The following is a 17,596-nucleotide window of genomic DNA, read 5'->3' as shown; positions in this document are numbered from 1 at the left end:
CGAAGCCACGGGATCAGTCCGCCGGGATCAAGCCAGCAGCTTGGTGATCCACCGGGCCTGCCGGGCGATGTCTTGCACTTTCTCCTCGGGCACGGCCTGCCGCGCACGGGCGAAGTGGGTCAGGGTCTTCTGCTTCTCGCGCAGCATGCGCTGCCACTTGATCAGGAACGCCGGGCTGCGTGCCTGCATCTGCAGCGGGCCAAAGTAAAGCTCCTCGGCGGTGTACATCACCGGCCCGGCGCGCTCGGCGACGATGATTTCGTAGTCGAAGCGATTCTCCCGCAGCAGTTCCTCGCAGAGGATGCGGTAGCCATTTTCCATCAGCCATTGGCGCAGTGGCTGCTCGCCGCCGTTGGGCTGCAGAATCAGGCGCTCCTGACCGCTCAGGCGCGCCTTGCCGCTGTCGAGGATGTCGCGGATCGTCTCGCCGCCCATGCCGCAGATGCTGATCGCCGTGATCCCGTCTCCCGGCTCGATCGCCGCCAGACCCTTGGCCAGGCGCACGGTGATCCGCTGCTCCAGGCCGTTCTCGCGCACGGTGCGTTCGGCCGAGCGGAACGGCGTCAAGGCCACCTCGCCGGCCACCGCCGCCGCGATGGCGCCACGGCGCATCAACGCCACCGGCAGGTAGCCGTGATCCGAACCGATATCGGCCAGGCGCGCATCTGCTGGCACATGCGCCGCCACGCGCTCCAGGCGCTGGGACAATGTGTGTTCGTTCAACTGCAGTTCCTTTTTCAGTGTCCGCATCAGGTCGATATCAGCAGGTTGCGGAAGGCGCAAGCACCTGTGGTATTGCCGTACCCACATTGTGAGAGATCCCCCATAAATGGGCTGTATTACCCGCTTCCTGTTTCAACTTTTTTGATGGAGAACTGGCCACAGAATCAGGCAGCCCCGACGGCGGGGAATTATAGGCTGTTAAATTTTTTGGCATAGAGAATGCTGTGAGTTCACTAGCGCATTAATTGAGAGTTTGAAGCTGTTACCACTGGAAAACAACTTTCCTGAGGCACTCCCTATACATGCAACCGTTGCCTTGAAAAACACCTGCGCCGCAGATCAGGCGCGCATTGCTAGCCCTTCTGAGGAGTCACTTTCATGCGCGTCGAACCGCTAATCCTCACGCTGGTACTCATTCTTTTCATTTTTGCGATAGGGGCAGCCTGGAGTCTTATCAGCTTGTTCAGCAGTTAAGAGTCAGAGGGAAGCACTCAGGTTCGCAGGCAAGTCCTATTGAGTTGCGCGACAGTCATTCGCTGAAAATCCGTCAAAGACCGCATTTATCCAATTTGGATCGCTGCCTGCTGCTCTGGATCCAACGCCTGATTCCAGAGCATTGACGGTCCTTCTTTTTCCACTCCCCAGTCAAATGTTGATCGAGCGTTTCCTACGGTCCGACATACCGACCTGCCAGGGTGGTTCACCCATTTTCAGCTCAACAAACAGCCAGTTTTTCAAAGAAAAAAGGGAGGGCATCCATGCCTTCCCCTCCTCTTTTTACGCGTCTGCGACAGTACTGATCAGGACCTCAAGTGGCGAGAATGAAGTCTGCGGCAGTGACAGTTGTTGCATCGGCCACACCGACCAGGCGGATGGAGTCAGCTATTCCTGCGGAGCTGATCAAGGTATCCGCACCGAGATCGGTGATGATGACGCTGCCGGCAAAGGTCGCAGCAGTGACGCCGAACGCGGAAATATCGAGCCGGTCCTGGCCTCCCACCGCGTTGGCATCGAAGCCGATGATCTGATCGGCCCCGAAGCCCGCTGCGAACATGAAGATATCGTTGCCACTGCTGGCAACCATCACGTCGTTGCCGGCACCGCCAGTGACCGTATCGTTGCCATCACCGCCGTCGAGGCTGTCATCGCCAGTGCCGCCGTTCAGGTTATCCGTGCCAATGCCACCGAACAGTTGGTCGTTGCCGCCGCCACCATTGAGGGTGTCATTACCCACCCCGCCGGTGATGACGTTACTCAACCCGTTACCGTTGCCGACGAAGTTGCCGACTCCGGTGTAGGTCAGATTCTCGACATTAGCGCCCAGCGTGTGGCTGGCCAGCGAAGTCTGCACGGTGTCCGTACCGCCACCCGCCACCTCGACCACCACGTCCAAGGCTGCATCGACGACGTAGGTATCGTTGCCCGCCCCCCCCACCAACCGGTCAGCACCTGCACCGCCATTGAGGAAGTCGTTACCCACCCCGCCGGTGATGGTGTTGGCTAGCGCGTTACCGGTACCGGTGAAGTTACCGGCGCCCGTATAGGTCAGGTTCTCGACGTTGGCACCGAGCAGGTAGTTCGTCAGGCTGGTTTGCACCAGATCGGTACCACCACCCAGCGCCTCGGTGACAAGGTCACCGACGTTGTCGACCACAAACGTGTCGTTGCCGGCACCGCCGCTCATGGCATCCTCGCCGAGCCCACCGTTGAGGGTGTCGTTGCCGTCCTCGCCATTGAGGACGTCGTTGTCGCCTCCGCCGTTGAGGATGTCGTTGCCAGTGCCGCCAAACAGCTGGTCGATACCGGCGAGGCCATTCAGCGTATCGTTCCCGCCCAGGCCAAACAGCACATCGTTACCCGCGGTGCCGGTGAGGGTGTTCGCCAAAGCATTGCCCTGCAGTACCACACCAGCTATTACCGTAACCGCCGCCGTCGCCGCCGAGGTCACCGACTCCAGCGTGCCGAAGCCATCGGTGTAGCGCACGATCACTCGCAGTTGCAGATTGCCCTGCGCCGCACCAGGGGTGAAGGTCGCAGCAGTCGCGCCGTTGATGTCGGTGAAGGAAGCGCCGACACCTTGCTGCCATTGGAAGCTGAATGTGCCCAGCCCATCCGCATCGGCGATCCCACCCGTCAGCGCGGTCAGCACCTGCCCTTGATCCGGTGTCGTATCGCTGATCAGCAACGCGCCTGTCGGTGCATCGTTGACGTTGGTCACCGGTCCCAGGATGTTGGACGAAGCGCTTTCGGCCGCACCGAAGTCATCCACGTAACCGATCACCACGCGAACTGCCTGGCCGACCTGAGCCTGGCCAAGCGCGAACGTGCTACCGGTAGCTCCGGCGATGTTGACGAAGCCAGGCCCGTTGTTCGCCTGCCATTGGTAGGTGAACTGCGGATTGCTGAGGCCATCAACGTCGATGATGCTCGCCGGGTTAGCAGTCAACACCTGGTTCTGCACTGCAAGCCCGGTTACGGTCGGCCCTGCAGTCGGTGCATCGTTGACGTTGTCCACCGGACCCACGATGTTGGACGAAACGCTTTCGGCCACACCGAAGTCATCCACGTAACCGATCACCACGCGCACTTCCATGTCGACCTGAGCCTGACCAAGCGCGAACGTGCTACCGGTAGCGCCGGCGATGTTGTCGAAGCCAAGCCCGTCGTTCACCTGCCACTGGTAGGTGAACTGCGGATTGCTCAGGCCATCGAGGTCGATGATGCTCGACGTGTCAGCGGTCAACACCTGGTTCTGCGCGGCAAGCCCGGTAACGGTCGCCCCTTCGGTCGGTGCACTGTTCCCGGACGAGTCGACGATCTCCAGCGTGCCCTTGGCATCCTGGTACACCGCCCGGACGCGGATGTTCAGACCCGCCTCATCGGCCCCCACCCGGAAGGTGGTGCCACTCGCCCGCGATGCCTCGCCAGCGGCGATAACGGTGATGTCGTCAAAGATGCCCGACCCGGGAATGTTTTCAACCTGCCAGTAGTAAGCCACCCCACCGGTCACCGCACCGGTCGGGTTGGCCACGCTTTGGTTGTCCGCGTCGTGTACCCCCCGATCACTGACGCGCAGCAACTGGCCCGCGACAGGCGTATCGTCACGCATACCGGTAGCAGCATCGAGGATTGCCAGATGACCCGACGGGTCGTTGTTTTGAGCGGTGCCCACTCCGGACGATTGCGCCACGTCAGCGAACTGCAGACGCTCGATGCCCGTCAAGCGATCGACGCCATCACGCCCCGCCACCGAGTCGGTCACAATGACAGTGTCGCCATCGATCTCGATGCCGTATTCCCCCAAATTACCGGAGAACAGCGCGGTGTCGAAGCTGTCATTGCCGGTCAGAATCTCCCGCACAATGACCAACTGGCCCGGGTTGTAAGTACCGTTCAGCATCAACTGCACCATCGGCTCCATGCTGTCGAACGTGGCGATTTCCGCGCCAGTGCCATCAACGTTTTCCCGTACGCTGATGCGTACGTTCAGCCACTTGTCACCATCGATGATGTCATCACCACCGCGACCTTCGATCAGGTCGCTACCGCTACCGCCGAGGATGATGTTGCCGCCATCGAAGTACGTCGCTCCGTCTGGCAGCAAATCAGCCAGGCCGTTGATCAGGTTGATGTTGGTCAGCACACTGCCGGTTGCACCCGCAGTAGGCAGCGAAGTGGCATCTTGGTTATCACCGCGCAGGAAGTCACCGTGCGATGAACCCGATAGACCTTCCATGATGTCGAAACGTACCAGCGCCGAAGCACCCGAACCTGGCATCGGTGGAACATCGAAAAAGCGGTCGGTGTAATCGATGGTCACGCCTTGGGCGAGCCCCTTGAAGGTCGCCCAGTCATAGCCGGAGCCGCCGATGTAGCGGTCACCCATGCCGAGACTGCCGACCATGATGTCGTCGCCGCCCTCGCCGTTGAACTTATCGTTTTCGTTACCGCCGATGAACACATCGTGGCCAATCACCGGGTCATTGCCCGCCGGGTCGAAGTTGTCGCCAGGTGCACCGTCCGAAGTGCCCTTCTCGATCCAGTCGTCGCCTTCGTTACCCATGTCCTGTTCGTTGGCTTTGCTGCCCAGGATGAAGTCGTTACCCTGGCCACCAATGGCCTCGGAAGCGTCCTCACCGGTCACGATGAAGTCATTGCCGAACCCGCCAATGATCAGGTTGACGCCGTTGCCACCGTGCAGCACGTCGTTGCCGTCGCCACCCTGGATATTATCGTCGCCGCCGCGGTCGGTGATGATGTCGTCGCCGGCGCCACCGCGCAGTTGGTCGTTGCCGTCACCGCCTTCGATGAGATCGTTGCCGCCATCACCCCAGACCGTGTCATCTCCTTCACTTGCGATGAGGATGTCTGCGTTGTTGGTGCCGCCCAGCACGATGTGCTCTTCACCGGTGTATTTGATGTAGTTGGTGTCCGGCCCTGCGGTCAGCGGATTGTCGCGGAACACCACCTGTTCGCCGTCCCCGCCAAGCGGATCGGCGTTACCCAGGCCATCGTTGTACTGCTTGCTCTGGTCCCTTTCCAGATAGAGTCCAGGGTCCGAGAACACCAGACCCGGCAAGTGCGTGGCCGAGGTGTTGGCCATGATCAGCTTGGCGAACGAGTTGCTTTCCAGTTCGGCGTTCATCGACAGGCCAGCGGTACGTTCCAGGTAGTAGAAGCGGTCACCGTCCTGCAGTTTTTCCAGCTGGTTCTCGAACACGAAGTTGAAGGTCGAGCCGAGCATGCCGCCGAACGGGGTTTTCTCTTCGGCCAGGCCGCCGATCCAGAGGTCGATGGCATCGACGCCCGTGACAGTCACCCCCTTCAGATCGTCGGCAGTACCCAGTAACCCATCCTTGCCGGCCAGCGTTACGTTGGCCCAGGTACCGGTGCCGTTGAGGAAGTCCAAGCGGTCAGCCGGCGCATCATCACCACCCAATACCAGCGCCAGGGCTGCGGCACGTTTACCTTCAAGCGTGGTCGCCGCGGTGATCGTGTCATGCGTGCCATAGGCCGCGATGAAGTTGATCAACGACTCTGGATGTTTGAGGTGCTGCACCAGGTCGACCCAGCTGATGTAAGGCTTGAGTTGGGTATCACCGGTTTGGCTGTAGATATCGCGGCGGACCGCATTGAGCGAAGGAATCCCCACGTCGCGGCCACGGGCGATGTTCATCGCCGGCAGGTCGAGCGGCAGGCCCAGCAGGTTGTTGCGCAGCGCCTCGGTGACGAACTCGTCGATTTCGTTACCGGCTTGCCGTGTCATCCCACGCACGATCGCACTGGTCGCATCCTCGGGCGTCACGCCACTGGCGGCGTACGCCAACGGGTTGAGGAACGCCGCGATCAGGCCGAGTTGCTGATCAGGATCAGCGCTGTTCGGATCGCCGACCACGTTGAAGTCGACGTCGAAGCGATCGACGGTCTCGGTCAGCATCGAGTGGCCAAACCGGTACACGGTGTGGGCGAACTCGGCGACGATCGAGGCATCGAGGTCAACGTCATAGACCTGGGTCGGTGCAAAGAACAGGTCGACCCTGGGCTGGATGGCCCGCGCAAACTCCTCGAATACCAGGTGCTGATACTGCATCTCGGTGCCGAACTTGGCAGCCTGGAACAAGCGCTCGCCATTCCACACCAGCGCATCGATCTCAGCCTGGTTGGTTGGCAACGCGCTCACCGGAGCGAGCAGCCACTCATTGAGGAAGGCCACGTCACCCGAATCGAGCACGGTGTCCTTGGTCTGCACAACCAGCCGATTGTGCTCGGCGTGGAAGATCGCATGCACCGCGGTCAAGCCAATGTTCTCGTTGACCCGGCCGTCGCCAGCGATGTAGTGCGCATCGAGCAACTCGTTGTCGTAGGCCAGATTGGCCCCGGTCTGCGGATTGAACGGCACTGCGTTGCCAATGTCGGTATCCGCGTCAGGCACGAGTACACCACCGCTGAACACCGGCGCTGCATTGTGGGCGATGTCGGCGAGGAACTGGTGACCGGTGCGCACAGCATTGGTCAGGCTAATGGGAGAAAGTGGATTGCCTTCGACAAGCACGTCATCAGCCGTGCCACCAAGACCGTCAGCCCCCTTCATCACGACCATCGGGAAGCCATTCGGCCCCTTGATGAAATTGCCATAGGCGTCAGTCGCCAACAGCGGGCCGTTTTCGACGTCGGCATCGGTAAGGTGAATCCCCAGAATGTCGTTGGCCTGCGCCTTGACCACTTTCCAGGTCGCCATACCACCGATTTCGCTGTCGTCTGAGGTACCAAACTTGCCGTCCACCCCCAGGTCTCGATTAGTGATCAGCCTGCCGGTTGCGATCGGGCCATTGTCGGTAAGCTCATAACCGCGCAGGAACACCTGGTGTGATGGGTGCGAGCTGTAGGTCTGGTTTTGATCCACGAACGGCGAGGTGGTGTTGGTGTGCTCATGAATGTCGTCGGCCGTGCCCAGAACGCCATCCGCCCCTGGCTGGTTGGTCGCGCGGGTCAGCACCATGAAGTTAGTGTGGCCGCCTGGCACATACAGCGGATCATCCGGTTGCAGCGGGATGAAGATGGTGCCCGAACCGCCTTTGGTAAGCAGATCCAGCCCATGATCGAAGAACTGCCCGAAGAAGGTCATCCAGGCGTTGAACGGCGCGGACAACCCTGCGTCCGCCGCGGTGTTCTCGAACAGGTACACATCGTGGTCGTCGGCAGTACCGAACTGACCATCCATGCCGGGGCTGGCGACTATCCGTACGCCATCCTTGAGCACGTCGTCATTATCCACCGTGCCGAAGTTGAGCATACCGTCCGCACCCGGGTCGTAAGCCGTGGCATAGGCCGCCGGGTTGTTCGACGTCTGGTCGACGATCAGGTTACTGATGGTGCGCGGTTGCGAGTCAAACACTGAGCCGCTGGTCTGCTGATACGACGATCCCGGAATGGCCGGCGAGCCGGGGCCGAAGAAGCCGGCAGGAGCACCTTCCGCCGGATTGAAGACCGGATCGGTCAAGCGCGGGAAGGTGTTATCCGCAGCACCAAACTCGGTGTTGTTAATGCCGTTGAGGTTCATCAGGTTGTTGTTCGAGCCATCGACCGCACGCAGGCCCAACGGCGCGCGGATATTCGGGATCAGCGAGAGGATGTCCTGACCGGCCGCATCAGCCTCGGCAATCTTGATCTGATCAAGGATGAAGTTGAGGTCGGAGCGGACCATGTGAAGGCCCTCGCCACCCGCGGTGGCATCGACTACCGGTGTCGACGCCGTCGGCACGACCGGCGCGCCGGGAGCCACCACGTCAGTCGGCTGCGAGAACACCACTTCAGTCGTGCCATGACCATCCTGGTAGATCGCCTTGACCCGCAGTGACAGCCCGGCAAGATCCGGGGAGACCTTGAACGTGGTGCCGTCGGCGCTTTGGAACGCCAGGTCACCCGCAGGCAGCAGGATGATGTCTTCGAACACGCCAGTGCCGGGGTCGGCTTCGAACTGCCAATAGTAGGACACTGAGGCGTTATTGACGAAACCCTGCAGGTTACCCGCCGCGATGTTGTTGGCATCGCGCACATTGGCCATGCTGACGGTCAGTGTGTCGCCCACTGTGATCGCGCCGCCGTTTCCATCCGCGACAGTCGGCCTGCCCGTCGGTTGTGCATTCAGCCCCGTCACCAGCACTCGCTGGGTATCGGCAAACTGCAGGCGTTCGATATGCAGCAAGGTATCGGTACCGTCGCGACCCACTTCGGTATCGGTCACCGTCCAGACATCGTCCGCCACATTGGCTGTGCCGCGAGTGTCCTGCGTCACCACATACTCGGACTGAAGCCCGGAGAAAATGGCGGTGTCAAAGGCCGCCCCGCCCGTCGAGGTGCCGGGCAGGATTTCTCGCACGGCCTTGAGCTGACCCGGGTTATAGGTGCCGTCGAGCATGAACGGGATCATATCGACCATGCTGTCGAAGGTGGCGATCTCGGGGCCGGTATGGTTGACGTCGTTGGGGCCATAAACCGCAATTCTGACGTTGATCCATTTGTCACCATCGATCAGATCATCGCCCCCGCGGCCCTCGATCAGGTCACTGCCATTACCACCGAGGATGATGTTGCCCGTGGCAAAGCCGGTGGTCGGCAAGCCGGCATCGGCCAGAAACTGCTCCAGTCCGCGGATCAACGCCACATTGGTCAGTGCACCGCCCGTGGCACCACCGTGGTTGATGATAGTGTCCGCATCAACATTATCGCCCATGAGCACATCGGCGAATTTCGAACCGGACAAGCCTTCGACCTCGGCAAAACGGTCGAGGATCGAGGCCGGCGAGGCGCCGACCGGATTGAACGGCCCGTTGTTCTGGTTTGGCGCGTTGCCGTGTGGCTGCGCCAGCGTGGCCATGGTCAGGTCAACGGTCACGCCGGCCTTGTCATTTTTGTAGGTCACCCAGTCGAAACCGGACATGCCGTCCATATTGTCCTGGGCATCGCTGCCGACAAAGATGTCATCGCCACCCTCGCCGATCATTTCGTCGAAGCCACCACCGCCAACAAAGATGTCATTGCCGATCGTATCGTCATTGAGCAACGGCGAGGCGTTATCGCCAGGCGCGCCGTCCTGGGTACCTTTCTCGATCCAGTCATCGCCTTCGTTGCCAGTAGCTGGCAGGTTGGTCTTGGCACCGAGGATGAAATCGTCACCCTGACCGCCGAAGGTGGTGCTGACGTCTTCGGTGGTGATGATGAAGTCCTGGCCATCGCCCCCCAGGATCAGGTTGCCGCCAACCAGCATGCTACCGGCGATGATCACATCGTTACCGGCATTACCTTCCAGACGGTTGTCGCCGAACGAGTCGGTGATGATGTCATCGCCCGCGCCGCCCAGTACCGCATCGTTCCCGGCGCCGCCTTCGAGGCGGTCGTTACCGCCGTCGCCGTAAAGGGTGTCATCGCCCTCACCGGAGACGATGATGTCATTGCCGGCGGTGCCGCCCAGGACGACATGGTCTTCACCGGTGTATTGCAGATAATTACTGTCCGAGCCAACGGTGTTGGGGTTGTCGCGGATAACCAGCGGCACGATTTCCACGCCGTTGATCATGAGGCCGCCCGTCGGATCGGCGCTGCCGTCCACGCCAAGGTTAGTGAACTGATTGGCCTGATTCACTTCGAGGGTGAATGTCGGCGTCAGGAACACGGTGTTCGACAGGTGGGTGACATCGGTGTTGAGCATCATCAGCTTGGCAAAGGAGTTGTTCTCCAACTCGGTGCCGAAGTTCAGGCCCGCGGTACGCGACAGGTAGTAGAAGCGGTCGCCGTCCTGCAACGCCTCCATCTGAGTTTCAAACACGAAGTTGAACGTCGAGCCGAGCATGCCGCCGAACGGCATTTTCTGCTCGGCGAGGCCACCGACCCAGAAGTCGATGTCGTCGAGACCCGTGATCGTCACACCCGTCACGTCGTCGGCAGTACCCAGCAGCCCATCCTTGCCGGCCAGCGTTACGTTGGCATAGGCACCGGTGCTGTTGAGGAAGTCCAGGCGATCAGCCGGTGAACCACCACCGCCGAATACCAGCGCCAAGGCTGCAGCGCGTTTGTCTGCCAGTGTGGTCGCTGCCGTAATCGTGTCATGCGTGCCATAGGCAGCGATGAAGTTGACCAACGACTCGGGGTGCTTGAGGTTGTCCGCAAAGTCAGCCCAACTGATGTACGGCTTGAGTTGGCTGTCGCCGGTTGATGCGTACATCTCACGGCGCGCTTCATTCAACGTGGGGATGCCAGTGTCGCGACCGCGCGCCAGGTTCAGGGCCGGCAAATCGAGCGGCAGACCGAGCAGATTGTTGCGCAACGCTTCGGTGACGAACTCGTCGATCTCGTTGCCGAGCTGGCGGGTCACACCGCGAATGATCGCCCCTGCCGCTTCGTCCGCAGTCGCCCCGCTGCCGACAAACGCCAGCGGGTTGAGGAAGGCCGCGATCAGACCGAGTTGCGAGTCCGGGTTGTTCGGGTCAGTGAGGAGCGGATTGAACTCGGGGTCAAAGCGATCGACGGTCTCGGTCAACATCGAGTGACCGAAGCGATACACCACGTGGGCAAACTCGGCGAGGATTGCCGGGTTGATCGAGGTGTCATACCCGTTAGGTGCGAGGAATGCGTCGACCTGCGGTTGAATGGTCCGCGCGAACTCCTCGAACACCAGGTGCTGGTACTGCATCTCGGTGCCGAACTTGGCGGCCTGAAACAAGCGTTCGCCGTCCCACACCAACGCCGCGATTCCGGCGGGTGTAGTCGGAATCGCGGCCACGTCGTCCACCAGCCACTCATTAAGGAAGGCCAGATCGCCGGCGGCAAGGAGGGTGTCCTTGGTTTGCTGGACCAGGCGGTTGTGTTCGGAGTGGAACACATGGTGCACGGTGGTCAGGCCAATGTTCTCGTTCACCCGGCCGTCGCCGGCAATGTAGTGAGCGTCGAGCAGTTCGTTGTCGTAGGTCAGGTTGTTGCCGCCTGCGCCAACCGGCTGCGAATTACCGATATCAGTGTCAGCATCCGCCTGCAGAACCCCGCCGACGACTACCGGCGCGGCATTGTGGGCGATGTCGTCGAGGAAGCCATGCCCGGCGCTCACGGCGCTGGCCAGGCTGATCGGAGCATCCCGGTTGCCTTCGACCAGTTGAGTGACGTCATCAGCTGTTCCGGCGATCCCGTCAGCACCGTTACTGACGCGCATCACCACCTGCGGCATGCCGCTTGCCCCCCGGATGAAGTTGCCATACGCATCGGTTGCCAGCAGCGGCACGCTGTGCACATCGGCGTCGGTCAGGTTGATGCCGAGAATGTCACGGGCCTGGGCCTTGACCACTGCCCAGGTCGCCATACCGCCATTTTCGCCGTCGCCATCATCGGCAGTGCCGAACTTGCCGTCAGCGCCAAGATCGCGGTTGGTAATCAAGCGCCCCGTTGTAACAGGGTCACCTGCCGCGTTGAGGACGTACTCGCGCAGGAACACCTGATGCGAGGGGTGCGAGCTGTAAGTTTGGCTTTGGTCCACGAACGGCGAGGTGGTGTTGGGCTGGTCATCATCGCTAGTGCCGAGAATTCCGTCCGCGCCGGCCGTACGCACTGCACGTGACAGCACCATGAAGTTGGTCGGGCTGCCCGGTACGAACAACGGATCGTCCGGCTGCAGCGGAATAAACACGATGTCGGTACTGCTCTTGGTGAGCAGGTCGAGGCCGTGGTCGAAGAACTGGCCAAAGAAGGTCATCCACGAGTTGAAGCCGGCGGTCAGACCAACGTCCGGCGACTCGTTGGGGATAAAGAACACTTCCTTGTCGTCGGCCGTGCCGAACACGCCATCCAGACCGGGGCTGATCACCGGGTCTGCACCGCCGTTCGCCGCTACTGCGGCCGGGTTGTTGGCGGTCTGGTCGACGATCAGGTTACTGATAGTCCGTGGCTGCGAGTCGGACACCGTCCCTGACGCGGCATAGGCCGCTCGATATTGGGCATCAAGCAGGCGCAGGAAGGAATTGTCCGCAGCGCCAAACTCGCTTTGCCCGGCGACCAGGTTGTTGTAGCTGCCATCGACGGTGCGCAGGCCGAATGGCACCTGACTGTTGGGTAGCAAATCACTGAGGCTGGCGCCGTCGGCATGCGCTTCTGCGATGAAGATTTGCTTGAGGATGAATTCCAGGTCCGACTTGTTGAAATTGGCCATTTTGATTGCCCTCGATCTCTTTGAGGAAGGGCGTGGGACGATAAGAATCCTCCCACGCCCAGTCCGGTGCTGGCTTGCGCAGTGTGTTAGTTCTTTTTTATGGGCGAGCGCTGGCGCGGGAAGGCAGAGCCGTTACACGGCCCCTCCGGGATGCGCGCCTGGAATTCGCGAAAGAATGGCTCGCTGAGCGATTAGGCAGAGCGAGTCCGAGCCCTGGGTGGGCCATGGAAACTTGAAGTAACGGCGAACTTCCTGAACAGCCCCTTCACTCCGCAGTAGAACGAAATCATCGACATGGTGTGCTCCATCGGGAAAATCATCACACCTTGTGCTGCCAAAAAGTTGACAGGCTCCAGGTGCGCGGTTCCCTCATTGACTGAGACTAAAGTTGCATAGCGAAAAATTGTCAATTTTACGACGCGCAAAACGGACGACTGGTAATTGACCTGTCAACTAGCTGTTTTTAAAAGACTTATAGATAGTTCATTGCAGCATTAGAGCGAAACGTTATTTCAGATTGTTTCGACGCCACCTACGCTGCTGGCTATGGAAGCAACGCAGAGATTTGCAGGAGATTCGCCCTAGAGCGACCACCCTGCGTATCGACAAACTGCCTGCGGACTACATCTGTTAGCTGTTGCGCCGCAAGGGCTAACGGCTTTTCGAAGAGGGGTCACCCAAATGCACAAACAATCGAGCACTCGATCAGAACTGGCTGACGCGCTTTTTCGACTTCGCCGCAGTTTTTACTCGCTGGCAGGGTTCAGCGGCGTCATCAACGTCATGATGTTGACGCCAGCTATTTATATGCTGCAGGTCTATGATCGGGCCTTGGTCAGTCGCAACGTCACAACGTTGACGATGTTGACCATTCTGGTGATAGGCCTGTTCTTGCTGATGGCCACGCTGGAAATGTTCCGCACCCGCGTGCTGATCCGGGTCGGCAACTGCCTCGACATGGACCTCAATCGACGCATTTTCACCGCAGCATTCGAGCGCAACCTGAGCCGCGCCGGTGGTAATCCGGCCCAGGCCCTGCAGGATCTCGCGCAGGTGCGTCAGTTCCTCACCGGCAATGGCCTGTTCGCTTTCTTTGATGCGCCATGGACGCCGATCTACCTGCTGGTCGCCTATCTGATCCACCCGCTGCTCGGACTGATCACGCTGATCGGCTCGCTGATTCTGGTGGGCCTGGCTTATCTCACCGAGAAGGCGACGCAAAAGCCGCTGGCCGAAGCCAATCAGGCCGCCCTCTCCTCCGCCAGCTACGCCAACAACAACCTGCGCAACGCCGAGGTCATCGAGGCCATGGGCATGCTGCCGTCGATCGGCAAGCGCTGGTACCAAAGCCATTTGCGCATACTGGAAATGCAGACCCTGGCCTCCGACCGTGCCGCCCTGATCAGCAGCACCGGGCGCTTCGTGCGTATCACTTTGCAGTCGCTGATCCTCGGTGCCGGCGCGCTGCTGGCGATCGAAGGCAAGATCACTCCCGGGATGATGATTGCTTGCTCGATCCTCACCGGCCGCGCGCTGGGCCCGGTGGAACAAGTCATCGCGTCGTGGAAGCAGCTGCTTGGCTGCCGTTCGGCTTGGGGCCGGTTGAACGAGATGCTGAACGACTATCCGCGCCGGCCACCGAGCATGTCGCTGCAGCGACCGCTGGGCATGCTGGCGGTGGAGAATGTGTATGCCGGTGCCCCCGGCACCGGCAACACGATTCTGCGCGGGGTGAGCTTCAACCTTTCCCCCGGCGAAAGCCTTGGCATTATCGGTCCATCCGCCTCGGGCAAATCCACCCTCGCCCGCCTGTTGGTCGGCGTCTGGCCGGCACAGGCCGGCAAGGTGCGCCTGGACGGCGCGGACATATTCACCTGGAACAAGGGCGAACTTGGCCCCTGGCTCGGTTACCTGCCACAGGACGTGGAGCTGTTCGAGGGCACCATCGCCGACAACATTGCGCGCTTTGGCGAAGTGGACAGCGACGCGGTCATCCGCGCCGCCAGGACGACTGGAGTGCACGAGATGATCCTGCGTCTTGCACAGGGTTATGAGACCCGTCTGGGCACCGATGGCAGCCCGCTTTCCGGAGGCCAGAAGCAACGCATCGCCTTGGCCCGCGCGCTGTATGGAGAACCCAATCTGATTGTGCTGGATGAGCCGAACGCCAACCTCGACGACGTCGGTGAAAAGGCCTTGGTCGATGCGCTGGCCCAACTCAAAAACCGCGGCGCCACCGTCATTCTGATTTCCCACCGTCCCAATGTGCTCTGCGCCGTCGATAAGGTGCTGATGCTGCGCGACGGCGGCGTGCAGATGCTCGGCACCCGCGACGAAGTATTCGCAGCGCTGCGCAAGGCCAGTGTGATGCCTGCAGGCGCGTCAACTCCGCTGGCCTCCGTCAAAGCACGGGAGTAACCGATCATGCAAATGAGCCAAACCACCGAGATGATTCACGCCGATCCCAGGAACGAGGTGGATCTGGACGTCGGCAAACCCATGCGCTGGGGCATGTGGCTGGTGCTCGCCGGCTTCGGCGGCTTCCTTCTGTGGTCCTGGCTGGCGCCGCTGGATGCCGGCGTGGTCGCGACAGGCACGGTCAAAGTCACCAGCAATCGCAAAGCCGTACAGCATCTGAGCGGCGGCACCGTGGAGGCCATTCTTGTTCGCGAAGGCGATGCAGTGAAAAAAGGCCAGGAGGTGGTCCGCCTCGACTCGCTGCGTGCACTTGCCGAACAGGGTGCAATCAGCGCCCAGTACATCGTCAGCAAGACGGTGGAAAACCGCCTGGAAGCAGAACGTGACGGCCTCGATGTGGTGAACTACGATCCCGAATTGCTCAAGCGCTTCGGGAATGACCACCGCCTGGTGGCCGCCATGAATCTGCAACAACGTCTGCTGGACACCCGGCGCGCCGGCCTCGCTGGTGAAATCAGCATCCTGCAGGAAAACCTTGCGGCGTCGGCGGTGCAGCTCAAGGGACTGCAGCAGGTCTATGGCGCCCGCGCCTCGCAGATTAACTTCCTCGACCAGGAACTAAAAGGCACCCGCGTGCTGGCGGCCGAAGGCTATGTGCCGCGCAACCGTCTGCTTGAGCTGGAACGCAGCAATGCCGACCTCTCCGCCGGCCAGGCCGAGAACCTCAATAACATCGCTCGCATACGTAGCCAGACCACCGAAATCAAGCTGCGCATCCTGCAGCGCCAGCACGATTACCAGAAGGAAGTCGAATCGCAGCTCACCGACACCGCCAAGGAAAACACCACCCTGGCCGACCGCTTGCGTGCGCTGGACTATGAAGTGACCCACACGATAATTCGCTCGCCGATCGATGGCATGGTCCAGTCCCTGAGCATTGCGACCATCGGCGGGATCATTCAGCCCGGTTTCAAGATCATGGAAATCGTTCCGGACAACGAACCGCTGCAGGTCGACGCGATGATTCCCGTGCAGGCGATCGACAAGATGGCCCCCGGCCTGGCCGTAGACATTGCCTTCCCGGCCTTCAACCACGCCCAGACGCCCAACATCCCCGGCCGCGTGAAGACCATCTCCGCCGACCGCCTGCTCGACGAGGAAAGCAAGCAGCCGTTCTACCTGGCTCAGGTAGAAGTCACGCCCGATGGCATGAGCCTGCTTGGCAGCAATCACATTCGTCCGGGTATGCCCGCCAGCGTCACTATCAAGACGGGCGAGCGCAACCTGATGAGCTACCTTCTCAAACCAATGCTCGAGCGTGTTGACAGCTCCTTCAAGGAACAATGAAATGGACCGTCATTGCCTGATCTTCTGCCTGCTAGCGCTGTCCCTCCCGGCCAGCGCCATGGACCTCAAACAAGCCTGGGATCTGTTGCAATACCAAGGCCCCGTCTATCGCGCCGCCGTGCATGAAAAGGAGGCCGGTGTGGAAAACCGCGCCATCGGCATGGCCGGCCTGCTACCACAGGTCAATGCCTCGGCCTACGACAACAAGGTCAATGGCACCCAGCGTCAGAGCGGCATCGAAAGGGATCTCGACTACGACTCCAAGGGCGCTAACGTGCGCTTGCGCCAGCCGCTGTTCAACAAACAGAAAATGGCCGAGTACCGCCAAGGTAAACAGCGTGCCGACTACAGCGTCGCGGTGTTCGATGCCAAGAGTCAGGACGCCGCAGTGCGACTGGCTGAAAGCTATTTCGACGTGCTCCTGGCCAGCGAAACCATCACCCTTGCCAAGTCCAAGCTGAGCGCCTTCGATGAACAACTCGCCTCGGCGAAACGGCGCATGGAGTTGGGGGCCGGCACCGTCACCGACATCGACGAGTCGGCCGCTCGCCACGATCTCGCCGCGGTTGAGCTGATCGAAGCGCAGGACAACCTGGTCAACGCGCGCCGCAAGCTTGAGGAATTTATCGGTGATACCCCCGAATCGCTCACCACCTTGCGTCCGAGCTTCGATACGCCACCGCTGCTACCGAGCAACCTGCAAGACTGGTTGGTCAAAGCCCAGAGCGACAGCCCGCTGATCCATGCGCGCCGTCATAGCAGCGACCTCGCCGAAGAAGAAGTAAAGCGCGCCAGGGCCGGCCACTGGCCAACACTGGACTTCGTGGCCGGTTACACCGCGGGCGAGAGCCAATCAATCTCCGAGCTGAATCAACGCAACCGCTACGCCTCAATCGGGCTGGAAGTAAACTTCCCGTTGTACAGCGGTGGCGGCACCAGCGCGTTGACACGCCAGGCCAGTGCCAATAGCTATAAGGCCCTGGACGAACTCGACGCCACGCGCCAGGAAGTCATCACCGGTACCACCCGTGAGTATCGCGGCGTAGAGAGCGGCGCCCAACGTATACGCGCGCTGGAGAGGGCAGTGGAGTCCAACGAACGCTCACTGAACTCGACACGCAAGGGCTTCAAAGAGGGGGGCACCAGCACCAATGCGGACGTCCTCAATGCCGAAGAGCTGCTCTTCGTTGCGCGCCACGACCTGTTCGAGGCCAAGCTGCGCTACTTGATGTCGCGCCTGCGCCTGGCCTCTTCGGTAGGCAGTCTGGGCGACGACGATATCGACCACATCAACGACTACCTCGGCCCGGAACTGTTGGTCACCAACTGACGTTCACCTGCGCGGCACTTTTACCAGGCAGGGAACCCGACACGAGACCCGGGATGTCATTTCCGGGTTCTCTACCTGCTGAGGGA

At 60.7% G+C, this 17,596-nt stretch carries 5 protein-coding genes; 3 read left to right on the top strand and 2 right to left on the bottom strand.

Going from position 1 to position 17,596, the window contains the following annotated elements; genetic code table 11:
* Positions 1-27: 27 nt before the first annotated feature.
* Both ACA056_RS10590 and ACA056_RS10585 read right to left on the bottom strand, forming a co-directional pair.
* Positions 28-723: a tRNA (adenine(22)-N(1))-methyltransferase gene (locus ACA056_RS10590; protein ID WP_497272512.1), complete on the bottom strand. Its 696-nt coding sequence runs from the start codon at positions 721-723 to the stop codon at positions 28-30.
* An 808-nt stretch (positions 724-1,531) separates the two neighbouring features.
* Positions 1,532-12,415 (bottom strand): peroxidase family protein, encoded by a 10,884-nt coding sequence (locus ACA056_RS10585; RefSeq protein ID WP_497272510.1) that lies wholly within the window; start codon positions 12,413-12,415, stop codon positions 1,532-1,534.
* 681 nt (positions 12,416-13,096) lie between these two features.
* Between ACA056_RS10585 and ACA056_RS10580 the strand changes: the two genes are divergently transcribed.
* The 3 genes from ACA056_RS10580 to ACA056_RS10570 are packed head-to-tail and all read left to right on the top strand — an operon-like array spanning position 13,097 to position 17,510.
* Complete coding sequence (locus ACA056_RS10580; protein WP_462041387.1) at positions 13,097-14,833, top strand: type I secretion system permease/ATPase; 1,737 nt, start codon at positions 13,097-13,099, stop codon at positions 14,831-14,833.
* A 6-nt stretch (positions 14,834-14,839) separates the two neighbouring features.
* Positions 14,840-16,180 (top strand): HlyD family type I secretion periplasmic adaptor subunit, encoded by a 1,341-nt coding sequence (locus ACA056_RS10575; protein WP_497272508.1) that lies wholly within the window; start codon positions 14,840-14,842, stop codon positions 16,178-16,180.
* A gap of 1 nt (position 16,181) precedes the next feature.
* On the top strand, positions 16,182-17,510 hold the full coding sequence (locus tag ACA056_RS10570; protein WP_497272506.1) for a TolC family outer membrane protein: 1,329 nt from the start codon (positions 16,182-16,184) through the stop codon (positions 17,508-17,510).
* Positions 17,511-17,596 lie beyond the last annotated feature (86 nt).

Source organism: Pseudomonas sp. LBUM1666, from assembly GCF_059695775.1.
Note: the sequence above shows the minus strand (reverse complement) of the source record. Positions and strands in the feature narration are given on the sequence as shown.